A 20,626-nucleotide genomic window follows, 5' to 3' on the forward strand; every position below is an offset into this window, starting at 1 on the left:
GCTCCTGCCGCTATTCCGTCCAGTTTTTCCCGTTCCTCGTCCGTCATAAACCTGTGTGTGGTATCTTCATTTATTTCTGACGCTGCATGCTTATGCGAAGCAGGTGCATAATTACCAACCGGTTGATATACTCCTGAATGGTTATGGTTTCCTGCCGCTTTACTATTCCAAGTTGACTTTTCCGAATCTGTGACAAAACGATGTGTAGAATCGTCCGTAATGTCAGTTGCTGCATGTTTATGAGAAGACGGTGCATAGCTACCTTTAGGTTGATATACTGAATCGTGATTATGGTTTCCCGCAGCTTTACTGTTCCAGGTCTCTTTTTCCGTGTCAGTAACAAAGCGGTGAGTACCATCAGGAGTTATATCCGTTGCTCCGTGTTTATGCGAACTCGCTGCATAACTTCCTGCTGGCTGATAGACCCCAGTATGAGTATGATTCGACGGAGACGCACCAACTTCGGAAGCTGTATAGGATGGTTTACTTGCAGCCTTCGCCCATGCAGGTACATCGCTTGCTGGCATCGAAGTTGGAAAATCACTTATTTCAGACTTCTTGTGAGTATGCGCTTTCGGTACACGTGTGTCACTTAACCGGGCATCATTTCCCTCGCATACGGTTCCTTCTGCACTACCAAAATTCTTATTAAAGGCAGAGTTTTTAGTGAATGTAGGTTCGTATGTACCTGCATGATTGTGATTAGATGGAGATGCACCTACTTCGCTTGCTGTATAGGCTGGCTTAGAAGCTGCTTTCGCCCATGCAGGTACATCGCTTGCCGGCATCGAGGTTGGGAAGTCGCTAATATCCGCTTTCTTATGCGTGTGAGCTAACGGAGTTCTTGCATTGCTTAACCGGGCGTCGTTACCCTCGCACACGGTCCCAGCACTAGTCCCAAAATTCTTATTAAAGGCTGTAAGTTTAGTGATTATCAGTTCATATCTGCTATCATGGTTGTGTGTATCCAGAGCTGCTTTCAATGCCTTTCCCTGTTCGGCAGAAAGGACTTTATTAGTCCCTCCACTTGTCAGATTATTAACAATATCAGAAATATTAAGTTTCTTTCCCAGCTCTGTTGCCATCGTCGTAGCAAAGTTAGGATCATTGTTAAGTGCGTTCGCTAACTCAATAAGTGTATCGAGAGCATCCGGAGCACCGGCAACAAGCGCATCGACTGCAGCTTTCACTTTTGCGTCAACTCCTGAAACCGCATTGTTAGCCGCCAATGCAGCAGCGTTCGCATCGTCAGTCGCTTTTTTTGCTAATCCTGTCTGTGTTACAGATGCATTTTTAGCCGCATTTGCTTCATCTGTCGCTTTCTTCGCTAAGGCGGTTTGAGCTTCTGATTCAGCTTTGGCAGCATTGGCCCCTGCAGCCGCAGTAGTTGCAGCATCTTTAGCTGCATTAACACTACCAGCCGCAGTATTAGCCGCATCTGTAGCTTTCTTTGCAAGAGCCGTCTGCTCAACAGATGCATTTTTAGCTGCATTCGCATCATCTGTTAATTGCTTGACAAGAGCAATCTGTCCGGTGGCTTCTTCTGTTGCTTGCGTCATTTCCTGCACAATACCGGCATACTCTGACTTGCGTTGAGACTCTGCTTCGACACGCTCCGTTTCAGCGTTTATACGCTTAGACTCATTTGATCCGCGAGTACCTTCCGCAGTTTTACGCTCATCTTCATTCTGCTTTCTCTTGTCTTCTTCTGACGAACGGGAAGTTTCAGCCGTAGCGCGGGAAGTTTCAGCAGCCTTTCTCTTGTTTTCTTCTGATACCCGGCCTGTCTCCGCTGACTTGCGGGCTGCTTCGGCAGATACACGTTCGGATTCGACGGTAACACGGTTAGATTCGGCAGCCACACGCGAGGTTTCATTTGTTTCTCTTGTCGCTTCATCTGTTTTCCGCTTATCCTCGGCAGAAACACGGGTAGATTCAGCGGTAGAACGACCTGTTTCAGCGGTTTTCCGTTTATCTTCTTCCTTCACACGTTCCGATTCAGCAGAAGAACGACCTGTTTCAGCGGTCTTACGTGCATCTTCATTGCTTTTACGTGTTTGTTCATCCGAGACACGTTTATTTTCTGTATCAACACGTCCGGATTCAGCAATTACCCGTTTACCTTCAGCAGTTACGCGGGCCGCTTCTTCCGACTTACGCGCATCTTCATTTTGCTTTCTTATATTCTCGGCAGAGGAACGTCCGGTTTCAGCCGTAACGCGTTCTGTTTCGGAAGTCTTTCTTTTATCTTCTTCGGACACACGGGAAGTTTCGGCAGATTTACGTGCTGATTCGGAAGCTACTCTCTCGGCTTCTGCTGTTCCTCTTCCTGTTTCGGAATCTTTTCTAACCTGCTCGTTAGCTTCTCGTGTACCTTCAGCGGTAGCACGTTTCTTTTCTGCATTATCCCGTGCAGTTTCCGCAGTAGATCGTCCTGTTTCAGCGGTCTTACGTGCATTCTCATTAGTGATACGCACTGATTCAGCAGCTTCCCGGGCTTGCTCTTCACGGGAACGATTCGTTTCGGCTGTCTGCCTGGATTGTTCGGAAGCATTACGACGGGATTCGGCTGTTTCACGGGCTGATTCATTGCTTTCAACAGTTGCTTCTAATTGCCGCATATCGGTAGTAGCTGTTTTTGCATCACTCGTAGCCTTGAGCATATTATCCAAGGCAGTCTGAATCTTCTCTAAACCAAATTTAAGGCTTGTCTTAACACCGTTAATTACTCGGTAGCCGATAGTGAAGAAGCCCTTCATGTTCTGGGATTCATCTAATTCTGATATTCTTTTCTTCTTTAATGGCATGGCAAATCAATTTAAATCTATATAAAACTCTCCGTCCTCTGTTATGATAAACTCGCCCGCTTCGGATGAAAGCAGGAACTCTGTATCTTCAATCCGGAAGCAAGTAAACACGAGCTTCAAAGTAAATTCCCACCAGACACCACCTCTTAACGTAAAATTGTTTGTCTGGCAATCTTTATAGTAGCAAGGGTAACTTTCACTCCATCCATCACAGTATAATACCCTCTCCGCATCGGAATATTCATAACCTTCATTATCGGTCTTCGTTGTCAGTTTAGTTAGATCATAGAGTAAGGCATCATGGTTACGCCAAAACGCTTCGATTGTTTCTGTCCTCATTAGGCATTTGAGAGAGACTTCCTTAGTTTGGAACTTCACTACTTCACCATCATAGATTGCTCCGTCCAGACGTTTGAAGTTCTGCAATAGGTTTTTCTTTACCGTCGGAGCTTTCAGTATTTCAGCATCACTACCTTTCAAAATGGCTACACTATATTCCGACAAATCCCGATTATCAATTTCATACCCCTTTGGCATAGGAATAGAATTCACGGGTTCCTGGTATTCATAATCAGAATTTCGTGGAAAGTCGTTAGCAAAAGTTATCTTTACGACTTGAAATCCCGGATAGATTGTATAGCTGTTCTGTGAGGAAAGACGTAAACGATAAGTTCTATCAAGAATAGGAAAATAAAATTCATGATATCCCATATCTGATAAAATAGCAATTAATCCACTAAATCCCAGATCGTCTTTACAGGCAAAATCAATACTCAATTCATAGGTGTTTAACGTCAAGCTAGAAAGGTCTATTTCAATACCATCTTCTTCCGGCCAATCATTTTTATCATCCGATTCTTTAGCAGGAGGAAATGCCACAAGATTATCATAGCTTCCTTTTATAATACATATACCGAGAGTGGTATATGTATTATCTCCATCTATAAAACAAATTCCTTTCATCTTACGAGCTTTATTCCTTTATCATTTATCTTTTCAATACCTGTTTTCATCGACTTCATATCCTTCTCTATACCTTCCAATCTAGCTGTATTAGTATCAATATTCGAAAGGTGTCCAACAATGGCATTCATATTGTCTTTGATAATTTTCACGTTTTCATTTATGGATGTAGATATGGTTTTAATATCTCCAATACCAGAGGTGATACCTTGAAAAATGAGAGTATGCAACTGTAACTCTGTTTTTATGTCCGCAATCAAGACATTAGCCATGGTGAATCTACCATTCAATTCATCTGCAGAATCTTGCGACATAGAAGCAAATCCTTTTTTTGATGCTTCGCGTTCCGAATCCTCATCAGTAGTCCACCCATACATCTCTGCCATGGCATCGCGCTTTGCTTTCATCTCATCAGCAATCTGTTGTCCTTCCGTCTTCAAATTATCATATTCATCCTCAATCGTACCATTTTTCATGGCATTGTTAAGTTTTTCTCTCCAGTCCATTAACCGATCCATGTACTCTTCTTTAAGCATGGAATTTAGAATAGCATTCTTCATGTATTCCTCGAAACTGTCGGCAAAGTCTGCACTATCGGCATCCATGTCTATAAGTAAATCCTGAAAGTCTGAACGAAGAGAAGCATAATCAATGAGTGTTGTGTCTACTATTTGTTGTTCCAACACCTCTGCAACCTTTCCTACCCCATTCGCGATTTGATCAGCGAATTTCTGTGTATCAGAATCAAGTTGAGACCAAAATATGCCAGCATCCGATTGCAACTTTAAAAGTTGTTCATCAGTCAAATCAAACAGACCGGTCATACGACCGCCCATTTTATTTTTAAATTCATTTACCGACATGCCTAATGCTTTTGCAGCCTGCTTCCATCCTTCCCCGGACATATCATCTACTTCATCATACCCCTTTGAATGTGACTTTCCAGAAGCACCAGAATTGAGATACTGCCGGCCTAATACTTTTGCATTCTCACTTTGCAATTTTATGTTAGCAATAGCAGCTTCATAAACAGCGTTTGCAGTATCTCCTGTTAAAGTTTCCGCTAGTTCTAACTGCTTTTCAATTACCCGATCGAGGATATTAATATAGGATTCATACGCTTCTTTCGCTTTCTCGTATTTCTCGGTCGTATCGTCTTTGCCGAACATATCGAAGATTTTCATAGCTATCTGAACGGCTGCACCAATGATAGCTAGAATAACAGATGCCTTTTCAACTGTACTTATTGCATTAGCAGAGGTATCGGCAGCTGCTTCAACCCCTGCCATTGCAGTCATTGTAAATGAGCCGATACTGCCAATAAGGGAAATAATCTCACCAGCCGGACCACCGATCGATTTACCCAGTTCGTCTATGGTATCCGCTAACTCCGAAATCTGTGTTCTAACTTCTTTTTCTGCCTTCTTAACCTGATTATCTTTTTTTACAACCTTATCTTTTGCTGCATTATACTTTTCGGTTTTCTTCTTTACTAGGTCAAGTGCCTGCGCTTCGGACAAATAAGCTTTTGTAGATTCAATTTTACCGGTTGCAGGATTATACTTGGATGAAGAAATCCCATTTTCAATCTTAGAACCACCTTTGACTGCTTCGGCCTTTGTCCTGGCATTTTCTAACTCAATCTGTGCATTAGCCAACTCTTCCTCCGCTTCTGCTAGTTCCTTCTTCTTGTCAGATAATGACTGAAACGGATTACGGGAATCCAATTCGTCCATGATGGATTGAATCGTACTCGTATATTCGCGAAGTTGATCGGGAGACAAAACTTGCGCTGCCGCACTTTTCGCATTTTCAAATTGAGTAAGAAGAGAATTCAATGTTTCAGTAGACGTTTCCTTTAAATTTTCAAAGGCACGTATATAGTCCGGAGATTTTTTCAACTGTTCATAATCAAACCCCATGAGGGATTCACCCTTCATTTTTGTAGCCTGTGCTATTGAACGGTCTGTCTGCTGAACTTTCTCTGTTTTGCCTTCCTTCTGAAACTTCTCCCTTTGAATACGAAGAGCTTCAATATCATCATTGAACCTCTTCTCGATTGCAAGCCTTTCATCGGTGTAATTCTGGTACTGCTCCAAAAGAGCTTTGGATAAAGTTGCTTCCGCCTTTTCCCTTGTCTCAACAGCAACCTTATCATATTCATTTAGCGTATCCTGTTTCTTCTGTGAAAGGTCCTCTTTAGTTTTTGTTTTGGGAACGAAAACAAGGCCTTCCTCTTTATACTTCGGATGTTCTTTCTCCCACTCTTTACGCTCCGTGTCCTGTTGGTCCTTTACATATTCAGCAGTACGACGATCGTTGTCTGCTTTGGCTTTCCGATAATTAAGTTGAATTTGTTCCTGCTGTTTCTTGAAACCTTCGTCCATGGCATCAATCTTAGCTTGAGAGAGTTCAAGTTCAGCCTGTACAGCTTTCTCTATATCCTGTTGATTCTGCTCGTCAATTAGGCGCTGACGCTCGGCTTTTTCAACTTTAAGTTTATTCTCTTCTTCCTTCTTCTTTTTCTTGGCCCCTATTGTTTGCTTATCATCTCCTGTTAATGTTGCCAAGGCGGATTCAGCTTCTTTCAACTCTTTAGCTTTATCTTCAATAGTTGATTTTATAGTTTTCCCTACATCAGCTTTCCCTTTACCACTCCGCAAATCTTCTATTTCCTGCTTGAGGTCCGCAACTTTCTTTATAGCTTCACCAATCTCTTTCGTGACATCTGGCTCTTTGATTTCATCTTTAGGATTCTTTTGCGCTTCTTTCAACAAACGAATATTATTCAGCATCTCTCCTTCCCCCATAAGATTACTGACGGAACCATCATGTCTGATAGCAACTTGTTTCTTTCCTGATTTGTTGAAGCGTTCAAGAGCAGCCTCATACATAGCTATATCTTTTGCAATCTGTTCGGCTGTCAGATTGATATATTCATTAGTATCATAACCTAATTTATCATGAATATCTTTATAAGTATTCTCAAGCAGTTTGTTATTCGCAATCATGCGATCAATATAAATCTGAACATCATTTCCTACTCTTGTTTCCTCTGTTGATATGCCCGGAGCAATAGTAGTAGAGGTTGTAAACTCTTTAGTTAATGTATCTACTATTTTTTGAGTTTCAGAAGATAACCCACCACCTGATTTCAAATCATTCTTTATCATCTGCATAATTGCAGCAATCTCCCTTTCAGAGCCTTTCTTGTTTCTGAACTTATCCGAATCTCGAATAGCTTTTTCCAAATCTCCAGTAAGTTCACCCTGTTTATCCGCCCAATCTTTTTGAGCTGTAGAATGAGAATCCGCAATAGCTCTATCAAGTGCCGCCTGTTTAGCGGCCGCACTAACAGCCCCATATGCTCTCGCAACATCATCTAAAGCGTTTTTTTCATCACCTAAACCCTTCAAGTATTCACCATACTTATCTAAAATAGATTTCTTTGCATCATCGTAATCTTCTGTACCTTTCTTAGCCTTATCTAGTTTGCCGAATAACCGATCTATTTCTGCTTGTTCAGCATTCGTTTCTGAATTGAATTCCTGTATACGCTTATTCAATTTCACCTGTGCCTTCTCCGCATCCGTCTGATAAGTAATAAGTTTATAGATTCCATAAGATAACCCAACTATAGCAGCCGCAGCCAATACATAAGGATTTGTAAGCATTGACAAACCTAACGCTTTTGATGCCGCAGCTAATCTCGTCTTAGCGACAGCCAAAAAATTTGTTGATCTCGTATTAACATTTTGAGACACTGTATTAAGTTGAGTAGCTGCAGTTTCTGCCACTTTGCTTGCAGTCGAAGAGTTTGTGTAGGCTGTCGTTACATTTGTTCTTGCCGCTTCAAGTTGTTTTGACGCAGAATATCTATTGCTCTCCGCTATTGCAAGTTGTGTCTCTGCATTTTCTATACTTCTAGCATTACCAGTTCTTAATGCAGAATTATATTTCATGTTAGCCGCTGCTACTTCTAGTTCAGCTGCTTCAAGATTGGCAGCAGCAAGCCCCGCTGTATTGACAGCCTCTTCGTATTGTGCTTTAGCTTGTAATGCTTTTAAACGCAAAGATTCCACATTTGCGGCAGCTTCCACACGCATAGATGCAATCAATTCTGCTTTTGCCTGTGTTAATCTTCCACTTGCTACGGCCTGTTCCAAATCTGCATTTGCGGACTTCTCTTTCGCAGGAATTAATTTTGAAAGTTCCGCTATCTCGGCAGTATACTTAATACCAGTAACCGTGTTCTGAACCGCTGCAACTCCAATAATAGCAGCTTTCTGGACCCCATACAAAGCAACAAGGGCAGCAAGAGCGGCACCAACTTCCTGGTAGTGCTCAATCAGATAAGCAGTTCCATCCAAAGCCGCATTAATAACCCCATCACTTTCCTGTCCAATCTCATTGAACATCATATCGAGATTATCACCAATATTAGAAATTTTACCGGATACGGATTTAGATTGTTCCTGCATGAGGTTGAAGAACATTCCCCCTTTATTAGTCAGGTTATCAACAACCTGCTCTAACTTGTCGAAACCAATCTTACCTTCTGCCGCCAAATCTTTGATTTCATCCTTATTCACTCCCATAACCTTTGCTAGTTCGGAGAAAATAGGCACACCACGTCCGGCAAACTGATTCAAATCCTGCGTCATTAGTTTGCCTTGGGTCATGCTTGTACCATAAAGATACACAAGGTCACCAATAGGCTGACTTAATCCGGCCGCAATATTCCCTAAACGAGTAAGTTTGTTTATAACATCTTCGGAAGCCGTCCCGTATGCAACAAGCTGTGTAGCAGATTGAGAAACACCTTTCAAATCAAAAGGAGTAGTAGCAGCAAAGTTAACGAGCTCACTCATCAACTTTTGAGCCTTTTCCCCCGACTGGAGCATCGAGGTAAATTTGATTTCAAGTTGTTGGAATGTCCCATATACTGAAACCATTTCAGAAGCGAGACGCTTCGCCATATCAATAGATAAGAAAGCCATACCGGCAGCCTTCATCTGCGAGAAAGACCTGGCAACAGACTGGCTAGCTGTATCTGTATGGTCCTGCATCATATCAATATTCTGAACGTATTTCTGAACGTTTCTCTGCATTTCAGAAATATCCAGAGTAGCCTTAATACCTATTGTTCCCTGTGTCTCCATCTTTACATAAATTGAGCAAAATATTCGTTAGCATGAAGTTCCTTTGCCTTTTCTTCTCTTTCTTCCTTTGGCTTAGTACCTGGAATAGCCGCATTGAGTAACATGATATTGGAATATGACCTTTCGTTGACAACCTCTTCATAACTCATACGGTAGTATTTCATCACTCCGCTAATTGTTGACCAAGGGCTGTCGCTTCTGGTGTATTCGTCGGTTTCGTTGTCTCGTTTAGACCTTTTAGGAAAATGATAGTGCTTAAAAAAAAAGTGGCATCCATAGTCTGTGCCATATAGTCCTGCAATTTCTTGTATTTGCGAACCGTTAATCTTTTCTTGATGAATTTACCAAATAGTTTTCTCTTCCAAGTAGTACGAAAGATCGTCATTACTGCAATATCAGACATTCTATCTGCTTCTTCATAATATACAAGAGTGGCTGACACGCTTGTCCGACCATTTAGTTTCGATTGGTCTACTTCCTTCATATCCTTCGAAATAGAACCAATATCAAACAACTGTGTAAACGTCAATGGTCTAACCATGAAAGGAATCATACCAAACCAAAGAAAAATGGGGCGTTCTGCAATAGTGTCGGCCACCCGCTTTTGTACATTGTCTTTTTCCATCTTTACCTCTAATTAAAAAGTCCCGGCCCGTAATGACCGGGACATTTACAACAACCTTTTCGATGATGCACAATGCTTGTTATCCCTACTCACATCTCAACAATCATCTTTTCACCTAAAAACTATGCAGCGGAAGCCGGATTCGAACCGGCGACATTTAGGCAGTAACCCGCAATCTAACGTTCTACCAACTGAACTATTCCGCTCCCTTTTATCCTTCCGGAACGACTGGTGCCGTATAGATTTTATTTCTTGCACCGCTTACCTCCTTGCCTTCTTTATTAAGGTTAGCAAGTTTCTTGAATTCAAGATTGAAGTTAGGGAACCCCGATTTACCGATGCTTCCTGTTTTGGTAACTTTCACCTTCATACGAGCCCATTGGAAGATACGAGAAGGGAAGTCTTGAAAATCTTTCGTTTTCAACTCCACGCCCTGATTAGCGAGAGAGAAACCAGGCGTTTCTTCATTCCACTCTTCTTTCTTTGTATATCCCATTAGATATTTGTAGGCCTCCTCACCCATGTCGTAAGTTTGGACTGTGAAGCCCTCGCTACCGGCATCCGAAGGAAGAGAGGCATAGAGAGTATTCATATCCTCGACCTCAATATCCGTATCACCGGGGGCTTGGTCGTTGAAAGACATAGAATCTTTCACAATTGCCGTAACAAGAAACTTAACAGCTACCTTCTCAAAATCCGGATAAGTTCCGGCTGTTTCTCCGGATTCAAGAGCCGGAGCTAATTTCAGGTATTCAATACCATATACCGCAGTTTTTGACATAACTAACCATTTTAATTATAATACAATACTTTAATTTTTAAATTCTGGTAACTCGTTCCGTCCTCATCCGGAAAGAACGAATCATCATAGAGAGAGAATTCAGCACCCAAACGGATAGTGAAAGCATTCTCCTCGGCATCCTTCGTTTCTTTGAACAGGGGTAAAACAAGTGCTGAAATCTGATCTATTCTTCCACTATCCGGCTCGCCTGTATCGATATTTTTCACATGGATGTTGATATTAGCATAGCCTTCCTGCAGTCCGCTTTCTTGCGGAAACGGAAGATGATTGACTACAATATATTCAGAGCCGGAAAAATTATTCTTCCTCCTATTCTTGAATATCTGAACGCCAACATTTCCAGTAGCGAGCATCTTACAAATTTCAGTTATAGCCTGTTGTCCTGTCATTGATTAAATCCTGCTTTAGAAAGAATCCTCCTAATTTTAGTCTGCACCTCCCGTTTCAGATACTTTTCAGTAGATGATAGTACATCATATCCTTGGTTCTCTACAGGTCTGGCATAATTCATACCTGCTACAATTATCAAATCAAACCCCGAATCACCGATCATCTCTTGAATCTTATAATCAGCAAGAAAAGCCTTTTTATCTGTTATCCCTGCACTCTTTTTAAAGCCGTATTCTATGATTTCACCATCATAAGCAATCACATAACCTATTGAGTTGCGCAAATTGCTTGTACGGTCTTTATAAGTACCATGTTCACGAGCATGATTTACTGAACCTTCACCAATTACATAGAGATTGAAAAGCACCGCCCGCTCAACACGCTTAACCGCTTCCTCTAATATAGACGGAACCTTATCCCAATCTCCTGTTCGTTTCCAGCTCATAAAAATATGCTCAACTTTCTTTTCGTAGTGCCACAACCGGCAACCGTCATTACCTTTTGGGAAATAGAACCGTCAGCTTTAGTTATGCGCACTTTGTCATTCAGCACCGGGATAATCGCAGGAACATACATTGTAATCTGATAGCTATAGACGAAGTCTTTTCCATCGGCAGCCGGAACAGTCTTTGCAGACGAATTCCCGTGAATCTTACAGTCTCCAAGGGGAAACCATGATTCCGGAATCCGCACCGGATTAAAGTTCTCATCATGGGAGCCTTCACCTGGAACATACAACTCTATTTTATCTTCATACCACATATCACTCACCACATACAAGAACCGTCCTCAATCTCTGTCACATCACCAGAAAGAAACTCGGAGGTATCATAACCAAATTGCTTGCATAGCATAACGATGTGCTTTGTCAGTCCTTCAACTTCATACGAATTAGAACAATCAGCCTCACTCTCAGAATACAAAGCACGCATACCAGATAAGTAGGAAAGTACGGCAGACACAACTTTCCTCTTATCTGTGCAATCGTCTTCCGGTTTCAACCCCACATCATCCAACAAATCTTTCACCGTTAACGGAGAAGGATTGTAGTGCAAACACTTAGCTATGAATACCTCCGAATTTGTCATTTCTTCAATTCTTCAAGTCTTGCCTGAATAGCATCAACGACAGTTGAGCGAGGTTTTTCAGCCGCATTCTCTGATGCAAGATACTCGTTCAGTTTCTCAACATCGGTGAATGAAACTACCAAAGAAATAACCTCTTTAGCTCCTTTAGATAGATCAATGTCAGTTACAACTTTAGAAGTCTTCACCTCTACCGCTAATTTACGCTTAATCACATCTTTTGCACGCTCTTCGTTGAAATGACTAATTACTGTGCCAGGTTGATAAAGTCCACCAGTTTCTTTATCACGAAATGTTTTAATTGCTATAAGTTTCATACAACACTTTTTTAACCAACAGGAATTTCTTCTCCGTCAGGATATGGAACACTCGTGTTTCTAACTTTAAGATTAACGATAGCGTTAATACATGAGATGATAGGAACTGCACGCCAAGAGCCTTGTGTATATTCCGCAGCCTGTTGTCCTGTAGATTCGCCCGTAGTCCATTTTGCAATACGAATACCATCTCCTGCATCTGTGTATTGAACAGATGGGTCTGGCATAATAGCATTGTCCTCGAAAGCAGGTTGTACTTCACCAAGCTTACCATCATCCGTTTTAGGAATAAATACAATTACATTATCATCCCACGGATTGATATTGGTAGAAATCCCGTCTTTCTGGTAAGCAGTCCGTTTATTGATTTCGATGATATTAGGAATCTTCATGGATTTCAGATAAGCCGAGAATTCATCCTCTGTCAGAGAACGGGTATTCTTATCTTTACCAAGATAGCCGGTACGTAAACCGATACTACGCATCATCCAATACTTGATAACAGGAGCCATCAACAATGTTTCGAAAGTAACGCCTTTATTGGCATACTCATAAACAATCTTCTGCAGAATACGTACTGCATCAATAGCCACATTATCAATATTCTCCTCGGTCCATTCCTTATCAGAATCAACCATCTGTTTGTTTTCTTCTGGCATACCATAATCAACCAGATACTTACGTCCTTCCGGATTATCGATAGCCGGGTCGAAAATAGCCATACCACCACCAGAGAGTGCTTTCAGGATAATTTCATCCGCCACATCCTTGCAACCGAGATAAGCATCTTTGTAATCACCGAACAAACACTTCTGAATTTCCTTTAACTTCTGAACGGGATTAATACGATTATTTTCGTAAACCATCAGCATGGTACGCAATGTCTTCGCATCCGTTTTGAACTTGTGTCCGACACGAGGAATCTCGCCGTTCCAAAGTTCAAATCCTCTACCGGCACGCAACGGAGTATCTGCATCGTTACCGATGATAGAGGCGCGAATACGGACACTGTATTTACCCATGATACCTTCTGCCGTCAAACCGAGTTGCGGAGGACGGAAATCAAACCAACGGTCTACGTAGGTTTGCTCCCAGAGCGTTTTATTTTCCAGAGTCGCCTTATCAAACATGATCTGCATTGTGCCGATCAAGTCAATAGGCTTCCCTGTTTTTACGTCATTGATTTTAAAAGTCGAAAAAATAGATTTCATTTATAGCCTCCTTTCTTAGTAAGAATCAGTGAATTGAATGTTGGGGTTGTCTTTCAAGCACATTCCTTGAATGAACTTCTCCGGAATAGGGGGAATACGTCTTTTGTAGTACATTTCTCCCTTAGAATTAATAGCAATATCCACAGATACCTCGTCAAGGCCGATATAAGTTCCCATCGGTTCAGCCCCCACAGTAATTCCTTGCGGATGCTCAATAGGGAAAACAGCCGGAGCTTTACCTTCACCCTCTGCAGTTCCTTCAATCACTTCAAACAAAGCATCACCAACCTTCAAGCCAGCAATAGCTTTATCAAACACGACGACAAAGCCGTTACGATCATTAATAATCTTCGTGATACTTACAGTATCCTCAAAGTTTCCGGAATCGCTCATTGCAACATGATCCCCTACCATGAAAATGGGAGAAAGGAATTCATCATTTTGCAAAGAGACTTTCTTCGCATCAGTTGCATCAATAGCTACAACACGGGATGCTTTCAACACGACAACTTGCCGGGACGATGTTTCATCATACTCGGCAAGAGAAGCAGAAGGAATAATAACGCCAACCGGATAGTTGACCTTTTCCTTGTTCAGATTAAATCCACCTACTACTCCGATAGCCGGAGAACCAGTACAGATAGGACGAAATCCACCAACTTGCTTTTTTCTAAATTTCATGTCATTTGTAAATTAAACATTAAACGTTCTATTCTGGAACACCTAAAGATTTCAACCAGTCAGCAGCCACAGCATCCTGCACCTGTGAATCAGACGCTTGCGCCCCATTGTCTTCTGCTGGTTTCAAGCCTTTTGTGATAAGATGTTGCTTATAGCCAGTCAGATATTCTTCTGGCTCCTTATCATCCGGTACTGTAACGAACTGCATTTCATCCTCAGTTAATCCCAGTTTCTTCATCGCATTAGATATGGTAGCTTGTCGATCAGTCTGGCTCTTATCTTTTTTAAGAGTTTCAATCTCATCCTTATAAGGCTTAATTGCAGCTTCCAACTTTGAAGTAAAATAGCTATCCAACTCTTCCGTTGTATAACTCGTCTTACCCCCCTTGTTACCATCTGCACCTTCACCACCTGCTGTTATAGGTTTCCCGTCCTTTAAACCGTGTTTTTCCTCATAGTTTTTAATAGAGGAAACATTTGCTTCATTAGCCCGGTAGTCCCCGTAGGATTTAACTACGTCTTGAAAGTTGATGCCGTCTACAATTCCCGTAATCTGACTTTCATCCGTCACACCTTCCGTCTTTTTAGTTGCAATTCTCTCCAGAATGGCCTCGTCAACACCCACAAATTTGGTTTTTAACGCTTCTAAAAGTTTCTTTTTCATATCCAAATTGATTAATTTGCGGTAAAGATATAAATTATTTCAAATGTGCGTTTATTAAACTCGTTTATTTTTCATAACCACAACTGTCGATATTTTAGATAATTACAAATCAATCAATGAAATAATTCAAAAAAAACGAATACAAACATTTCATATATTAAATATATGACACATATTGGCAGCCAATAAAAGAGTTTATCAAACATACATATTTATAATTTATACAGAAAAGTATTATTAACCATTACCCACGTGAGCACTCTTTCTCTTTGCCATACGCAAAAAAAGCAGTAAACGAGGCTAAAAAGAATTATGATCTTGCAGTTAAATTGTGGGGGGATGTTTAATCGGTAGTCTTCGGGCTACCTTAATAAAATTTGGAAAATTTCTATCAGAGATTTTATATTTGAACTAAATTTGCAGAAATGAAAAACATTGTAACATGAAGAAACTTACAAGCATATTAAAAAATCAAACTATCCGAATTGACAACCATGATAGTGGAACAGGTAGAGCATTTAAATGGGGGACAGGTGTACACATTCATAAAATTCTGAATGAAAAAAAATACAAAGGTGCAGAGTTTACTCTCCCACTTGATAGAGCCGGAGAAATAAACTATAGAAAAGGAAACGATAAATCTGGAGCCATAGAAAGAGAAATAAGAAAAACCTTCAACGATGAAGATATTCGAAGAAAATTCATTTTAGATTTGGAAGAAGCACTTAAAACAATTGCTGATAGCAACCATATGAATGCAAAAGCACGCGAGAATATGCTCATTCTTAGCAGCAAACAATTGATAGAACTATTTGGTGTGAATCATATATCAAATTTGAATTGGTTCAGAGATGATGATAAATTTATATCAAAATTTCTCTATCCAACAGAACCCAGCATATATATTGAGCAAAATATCAAAGAGAATTGTATTACATTTTCCAACAACATTAAGTATATCGAGTTATTTAACGAGATATTCGAGGAGTACAAAAAGAAAAGTAAAGATGAAACAGACAAGTAAAATATATCACGTAGAACTCTCTGAACCGATAGAGGTGGACGGAAAATCGGAGAAGCATTTCTATTTTGGCTCACAAGCTGCCATTTACGACACTTTCTCTGCTGAACAGCTAGGAATAGGCTACGGCTATCTAAAGTCCAGATTTCACCTAGAGGAAAAGCCGTACAGCAATGATAAGTGTACCATCCGATTAGGAACGTTAAGAAGAAAGGAAAAGTCTGAATAACCTTTTGTTTTTCAGAGATATTTCATACATTTGCATTGTGGAAAGAGTGAGGGAAGTAATGTTCCCGCTTTCTGCACCAGCCCGGGCGGAGCAATAATCCGCCCTTTTTTAATTAAAATCTAAACATGAAGAAACTACATATTATCTTAACTGCATTAAATATCGTCTCGATAATTCTATTGTTCCAAATCATTTTTGGTTTGATTCCATCTTTTGAATGCGACTACCCTGTAGACAAGATAGATAAAATAAACAGTTTAGTCATTGATTTAAGTCTTGGGGTAATTACAAGTACTTTCTTCTATTACATCTTAGTATATATACCGGAGAAAAGAAAGGAAAAAGTCATAAGAAGTATTATATCGAATGATTTGCTTTATATAGCTAATAATATGCAAATGGTACTAGCATATGTCGCTAAAACATACTCACTAGAAGTCAAGGACAAATATTACCAAAAAATACCACTAACAGAATTCTCAAAAATAAAAAAAGGAGTTCACATTAAATTCGAAACAATCTGCTCCTTTAACGTTGAAATAACTCCAAGTATATTGGCTGAAAATTCACATTACATAAGTACCGACGTTAAAAGTTTGAATTATACAGCAAAAAACATATTGGCAAGAATCAAAAACATAAATGACATCCCCAATATTATATTCGAAGATGAGGTTTTAATTTCAGTCTTAGACAAAATATCAAGATGTTCATTTTATACTAATACTTATTTTATGGATAAAGAATCAAAAAACTTGTTCGACAACAACGACGAACGTTTATTTTTAACTTTTAATTCAATGTCAATCAAAGAGCTACATTGCCTTTATGTTACTCTTACTAAATATATCACTCCGTACGTCTTTAGTATAAGCTATAATTAATAATATTACTACAAAAAGTAAAATTGCATTTTCAATGTTCTTTTTTCTTAGAGATAACTATATAGTCTCATTAATTGATGTCTTAGCTTTTGCCACCAGCTTATTTTATCCCCTCCGAGAAGTTGTCTAAATTCGACTTCCAAATCATTCAATAATCCCTGCATTTCTACTTCTACTTTATCTCTTATACTACGGCATTGTTCGTATTTCTCTTTTATTAATTGATTATCCCTCATCGCTATATCCTCTTTAATATCCTTATTAAGAAAATTATAGTCAATTGCAGAATGTCTGATTTTAGATATTAAATTATCAATCTTAGCACACAACTCATTCGACAAATAAATCTTATTTAGAGTAGTATAATTTCGCGCTTCTACATATGATTCTTCGTATAATTGAAATAACTTACTCTGATGTTCCTCATAGGTTTCATTTTCATGTATAATTTGCATAGCTCGCGTAAAATCAATTAAAGTTTGCTGCAAGATTGTCAATTTCTGAAATATCTGTTTAACAACCTCTGCACGATCTTGGTGCAGTTTACTAAAAACAACCTCGGAACGATATTTTCGATAATCTAACCTAGTTTTAAAAATCTGCTGGGCTATGAAAATGAAGAATGCAATGATAGCACTCCATGATAAAGACTCATTCATACTCTATTTTTTCACAAAGATAAATATAAAAACAATCAATTACCTTAATAATACCTATAACTTCCACAACAGTTTTAGCAGTCCCTCTTTATCCATGTAGTAAATATCCGGAAGTTCGCCTAACCTATTCATCCCTTTAAAGCGTCCGACTTCCCGGTTGATAGCAGAACGAAGTTCCTGGTACTTATCATTCGTAAAATAAAATATTGCCCGATCAGCTTTCCGAGCATCTTTGATATATGCGCGAATAGTATTCTCATTGGCGTTATCAATGTATTTCACATCCCACGTATGATCGTCGAACATTAAATCTGGTACGCCTTTTCCCTTACCATTCTCCGGCAGGAACTCCACCTGTTTTCCGTTATTTTTTGCTAATAACTTACCAACCATCTTTTCAGCATCACCACCACCCTGTGTGTTGGTAAACTGATGTTCCTGATGATAGACATTAAAGCCACCACTGAACTCATCGAAATACGCCCTATCCCACTTCTCATTATACGATTGATATTTCTCCTTTGACTTCTTCCGAATATCATTCCGCTCACCAGTATTCATTGCTTTTACTTTAACACCTGTGTATTGCGGATTATCCTTTATCCAATATGGAAGAGTACCACGGTTATTTGCCTTTTCAATTCGTTCCTCATTCTCCTGCATCCATGAATGGAACTCATCAGGTAGTTTTGTTACTTCATTCTTCGACTTGAAGTCCGCGGTGTCCTCTCCGGCAAGAATCTTGTCGGTTAACAGATCAATCTCATCATCCGAAGCAAGTACGCTGATTGCATGACACATACAGTTAGAGTGCCATCCCGTAAACTTGAAATCTTTTGGATATACTCCTGCAAGTTTATCACAAATATCCTTTTCCGGATGATTCTTTGAGAGTTTTATTTCAATCCCTACAACAAAATCAAGCCGGCTCCACCTTTCATGATCGGCTGTCCGATATGCAATATTAGATTCCGTCCGTGCCAAACGTTGAGCATTCCGGCTACTACTACGATATTGCCCCTGCCCCGGATGATAAGCTTTCGCGTTCTTTGATAAAACAAGTTCTCCCCGTTCATCACGAACTCGTCGAAATAACTTATCCGGATCATTAAGATATTGCTTCACCTTTGCCGCCATTGAATTTGCAGACATTCCCTGCCCGATACAGCAATCTATAGACATTTCCATTTCTTGCCGGAACTGCCCTTCGTACTTCCATATACGTTGAGACAGGTTCAATCCACCATCCTCGGACTTACGTGAAAAGAAAGCATCCATAGCTTTCTTATTGCGTTCAAAGAATCGAGCGAAATGTTTGTTATCAACAGCCTTTTTCCCAAATATCGACTGAACGAGTTCGTCCGATTTCAAATTTGCCTGTTCCCATTCGTTATTGACACCTGATCGTATTTGTTGATATACACGGGTATATAGTTCCCGTAGCAGAACGTTTGCCTTATCTGAAATAGTAGGATAGTCTGTGAAAGAAAAAGGCTTCTTAGGGTCGTGGATTGGTTCTACCTCCAACGCTAAAGAGATAAGCCGTTCCATCACATCCAGGTAGATTACCCGGACGCTTGCAGCATATCCTTCGGTACGTTGGAGTAATGCCCGTTTATACTTGTTCTCATCAATCTTTGCCATGCCTTTTATTCTGCACTACCGAAAATATCTTGTTTATACCGGTCCTTCTCTTCCTGCAACTCTTGCTCATGTTGGGCTCTCAAACGCTCTTTTTCCAGATTAGCATCCTTGATGATCGGATTCATTTCGATAAATGTTTCATCAGACATACCACCGGCATTTTTAGTTGAGATCAGATTTTTTAATACGGCTTCAATATCTTCTCCGAACGGTTCTTGAAATTCATGTTCCACGACTAGGTTATCACACTCACCTCGAAGAGAAATATCCAGAACGTTACCAATTATAGCAATAAGGACACTAGCTATACGATCTGCATACTCATCGTGTCTTTCTTTATGTCTGTCCGCCTTGATTACAGCCAAAAGCATAAGCTGTTTCAATGCTTTAGCCGAAATCTGGGAAAGGCTCTTCATCGTATCAAAGTCTATTTTAGGGGTGAAAGTGAAACGATGAATCTTATCGTCCAACTCCTCCGCTTCTTGCTTCTGATTTTCCGGTGCATTATCCCACGTCAGATATTTCATATCCGGTTTTTTAGAACCGTCTAACGAAGGTTTCAAAGCAAAAAATTTGCTATCCTCACCTTTTTCCGGAAGAGAATTAACAATATCCGCATCAGCAACTAAAGCAGGATCAGAAAAACGATCATTGACATCGGCTCTACGGCTTACCATCATTTCTTTACGGTGCATCATAGGTTCAACACCAGCACACTCCGGTTCCTGCTCAAAAAGAACCACGCATATCTTCTTTGCAAGATTCACCTCTTCCTCAATATCCCAACCCATAGGAGCACGTTTGCAGTGATATATCGTATTCTTTGTATGTATATCAACATGGTATTTGATTTCACCGCCTACTTCCTGTAAGTTATACCCACGTGCAAAGCACATCATTCGTCCGAATTGGTCTTTACGGAAATATATATCATCACCCAGACTTCTGGCTACGACTTTGATAAGGCAATCCGGTTTGCCTTCATCGTTCCGATAGGTATGAAAGAGCAACGCACTTTGCCCTTCCGCGCCTGCCAGACGTTTTGCTTCGCGAACCTTCGCATTGAATCGGGTACTTTTAATCAAATCGATATATCTGGAAAAAGCCCGGTCTGTCCCCTTAGATGATTGCGTCCATTTCAGAGGACGACCATACAAGAATACGAGAGCTATCTCATTGATAAAAACCGGATAGGGAATAGGTATCTTCCATTTTTCTTCCCAACGTAGAAACTTACGTTTACCCGATGCAGGGTCTTTTTTACCAAACACCGCTTTATTCGGCCTATTCATCACCTCATGCTGCTGGGTATCATATACCTTCAAAGCAGCTTCAACCTTTGCAGAGTTATCCGTCATTTGTGAAAGCGCGCGGTTCACATCCTTAGCTTTCAACAACTGTTCAAACTCCTGATTGCGACCAACAGCCGCATTCACACCATTAACAATCCAATTAAACAATCCCATAATTACAACATTAAAA

20 protein-coding genes, 1 tRNA gene and 1 pseudogene are annotated in these 20,626 nt (G+C 40.2%); 4 read left to right on the forward strand and 18 right to left on the reverse strand.

Going from position 1 to position 20,626, the window contains the following annotated elements:
* The 15 genes from DXB58_RS06860 to DXB58_RS06925 form a co-directional block, all read right to left on the reverse strand.
* A partial coding sequence (locus DXB58_RS06860) for a hypothetical protein (protein ID WP_122136457.1) occupies positions 1-2,807 on the reverse strand: 2,807 nt, incomplete at its 3' end.
* Positions 2,808-2,813: 6 nt separating this feature from the next.
* Positions 2,814-3,770, reverse strand: coding sequence for a hypothetical protein (locus DXB58_RS06865; protein WP_122136328.1), 957 nt, complete (start codon positions 3,768-3,770; stop codon positions 2,814-2,816).
* Positions 3,767-8,932, reverse strand: coding sequence for a tape measure protein (locus DXB58_RS06870; RefSeq protein ID WP_122136329.1), 5,166 nt, complete (start codon positions 8,930-8,932; stop codon positions 3,767-3,769). The genes DXB58_RS06865 and DXB58_RS06870 overlap by 4 nt, the downstream gene beginning before the upstream one ends.
* 2 nt (positions 8,933-8,934) lie before the next feature.
* A complete protein-coding gene (locus DXB58_RS27665) occupies positions 8,935-9,081 on the reverse strand; it encodes a hypothetical protein (protein ID WP_158571552.1) in 147 nt (48 codons plus the stop codon).
* A gap of 14 nt (positions 9,082-9,095) precedes the next feature.
* Positions 9,096-9,557: a hypothetical protein gene (locus DXB58_RS06875; RefSeq protein ID WP_122136330.1), complete on the reverse strand. Its 462-nt coding sequence runs from the start codon at positions 9,555-9,557 to the stop codon at positions 9,096-9,098.
* A 127-nt stretch (positions 9,558-9,684) separates the two neighbouring features.
* Positions 9,685-9,763 (reverse strand) — tRNA-OTHER (locus tag DXB58_RS06880).
* 5 nt (positions 9,764-9,768) lie between these two features.
* On the reverse strand, positions 9,769-10,338 hold the full coding sequence (locus tag DXB58_RS06885) for a hypothetical protein (RefSeq protein ID WP_122136331.1): 570 nt from the start codon (positions 10,336-10,338) through the stop codon (positions 9,769-9,771).
* A gap of 11 nt (positions 10,339-10,349) precedes the next feature.
* Positions 10,350-10,748, reverse strand: a complete 399-nt coding sequence (locus tag DXB58_RS06890; protein ID WP_122136332.1) for a hypothetical protein — start codon at positions 10,746-10,748, stop codon at positions 10,350-10,352.
* Positions 10,745-11,194 carry a hypothetical protein gene (locus tag DXB58_RS06895; RefSeq protein WP_122136333.1) on the reverse strand — a complete coding sequence of 150 codons (450 nt, stop codon included), beginning with the start codon at positions 11,192-11,194 and terminating at the stop codon, positions 10,745-10,747. Before DXB58_RS06895 ends, DXB58_RS06890 begins: the two co-directional genes overlap by 4 nt.
* Positions 11,191-11,511 (reverse strand): hypothetical protein, encoded by a 321-nt coding sequence (locus tag DXB58_RS06900; RefSeq protein ID WP_122136334.1) that lies wholly within the window; start codon positions 11,509-11,511, stop codon positions 11,191-11,193. Before DXB58_RS06900 ends, DXB58_RS06895 begins: the two co-directional genes overlap by 4 nt.
* A gap of 5 nt (positions 11,512-11,516) precedes the next feature.
* Positions 11,517-11,837, reverse strand: coding sequence for a DUF6706 family protein (locus tag DXB58_RS06905; RefSeq protein WP_122136335.1), 321 nt, complete (start codon positions 11,835-11,837; stop codon positions 11,517-11,519).
* Positions 11,834-12,151: a hypothetical protein gene (locus tag DXB58_RS06910; protein ID WP_122136336.1), complete on the reverse strand. Its 318-nt coding sequence runs from the start codon at positions 12,149-12,151 to the stop codon at positions 11,834-11,836. The genes DXB58_RS06905 and DXB58_RS06910 overlap by 4 nt, the downstream gene beginning before the upstream one ends.
* An 11-nt stretch (positions 12,152-12,162) precedes the next feature.
* Positions 12,163-13,362 carry a hypothetical protein gene (locus DXB58_RS06915; RefSeq protein WP_122136337.1) on the reverse strand — a complete coding sequence of 400 codons (1,200 nt, stop codon included), beginning with the start codon at positions 13,360-13,362 and terminating at the stop codon, positions 12,163-12,165.
* A gap of 15 nt (positions 13,363-13,377) precedes the next feature.
* Positions 13,378-14,043 (reverse strand): hypothetical protein, encoded by a 666-nt coding sequence (locus DXB58_RS06920; protein ID WP_122136338.1) that lies wholly within the window; start codon positions 14,041-14,043, stop codon positions 13,378-13,380.
* Between the two features lie 28 nt (positions 14,044-14,071).
* Positions 14,072-14,668, reverse strand: a complete 597-nt coding sequence (locus tag DXB58_RS06925; RefSeq protein ID WP_147338717.1) for a hypothetical protein — start codon at positions 14,666-14,668, stop codon at positions 14,072-14,074.
* Between the two features lie 314 nt (positions 14,669-14,982).
* Between DXB58_RS06925 and DXB58_RS28115 the strand changes: the two are divergent.
* From DXB58_RS28115 to DXB58_RS27670, 4 genes and pseudogenes are all read left to right on the forward strand, one after another.
* A pseudogene (locus tag DXB58_RS28115) lies at positions 14,983-15,054 on the forward strand (DUF3560 domain-containing protein); the annotation flags it as partial.
* A gap of 95 nt (positions 15,055-15,149) precedes the next feature.
* On the forward strand, positions 15,150-15,731 hold the full coding sequence (locus DXB58_RS06935; RefSeq protein ID WP_122136340.1) for a hypothetical protein: 582 nt from the start codon (positions 15,150-15,152) through the stop codon (positions 15,729-15,731).
* Positions 15,715-15,957 carry a hypothetical protein gene (locus DXB58_RS06940; RefSeq protein WP_233527252.1) on the forward strand — a complete coding sequence of 81 codons (243 nt, stop codon included), beginning with the start codon at positions 15,715-15,717 and terminating at the stop codon, positions 15,955-15,957. The genes DXB58_RS06935 and DXB58_RS06940 overlap by 17 nt, the downstream gene beginning before the upstream one ends.
* Before the next feature lie 125 nt (positions 15,958-16,082).
* The gene (locus DXB58_RS27670; protein WP_122136341.1) at positions 16,083-16,841 is read left to right on the forward strand and encodes a hypothetical protein; all 759 of its coding nucleotides are present in this window, start codon (positions 16,083-16,085) and stop codon (positions 16,839-16,841) included.
* 47 nt (positions 16,842-16,888) lie between these two features.
* Here the strand turns inward: DXB58_RS27670 and DXB58_RS06950 are convergent, their stop codons facing one another.
* Genes DXB58_RS06950 through DXB58_RS06960 form a run of 3 tightly spaced genes read right to left on the reverse strand, consistent with a single transcriptional unit; the run spans position 16,889 to position 20,610 of the window.
* On the reverse strand, positions 16,889-17,500 hold the full coding sequence (locus DXB58_RS06950) for a hypothetical protein (RefSeq protein WP_122136342.1): 612 nt from the start codon (positions 17,498-17,500) through the stop codon (positions 16,889-16,891).
* Positions 17,501-17,554: 54 nt separating this feature from the next.
* The gene (locus DXB58_RS06955) at positions 17,555-19,144 is read right to left on the reverse strand and encodes a hypothetical protein (protein ID WP_122136343.1); all 1,590 of its coding nucleotides are present in this window, start codon (positions 19,142-19,144) and stop codon (positions 17,555-17,557) included.
* A gap of 5 nt (positions 19,145-19,149) precedes the next feature.
* On the reverse strand, positions 19,150-20,610 hold the full coding sequence (locus tag DXB58_RS06960) for a phage portal protein (protein WP_122136344.1): 1,461 nt from the start codon (positions 20,608-20,610) through the stop codon (positions 19,150-19,152).
* Positions 20,611-20,626 lie beyond the last annotated feature (16 nt).

The organism is Bacteroides sp. OM05-10AA, from assembly GCF_003439055.1.
Classification (GTDB): Bacteria; Bacteroidota; Bacteroidia; order Bacteroidales; family Bacteroidaceae; genus Bacteroides; species Bacteroides intestinigallinarum.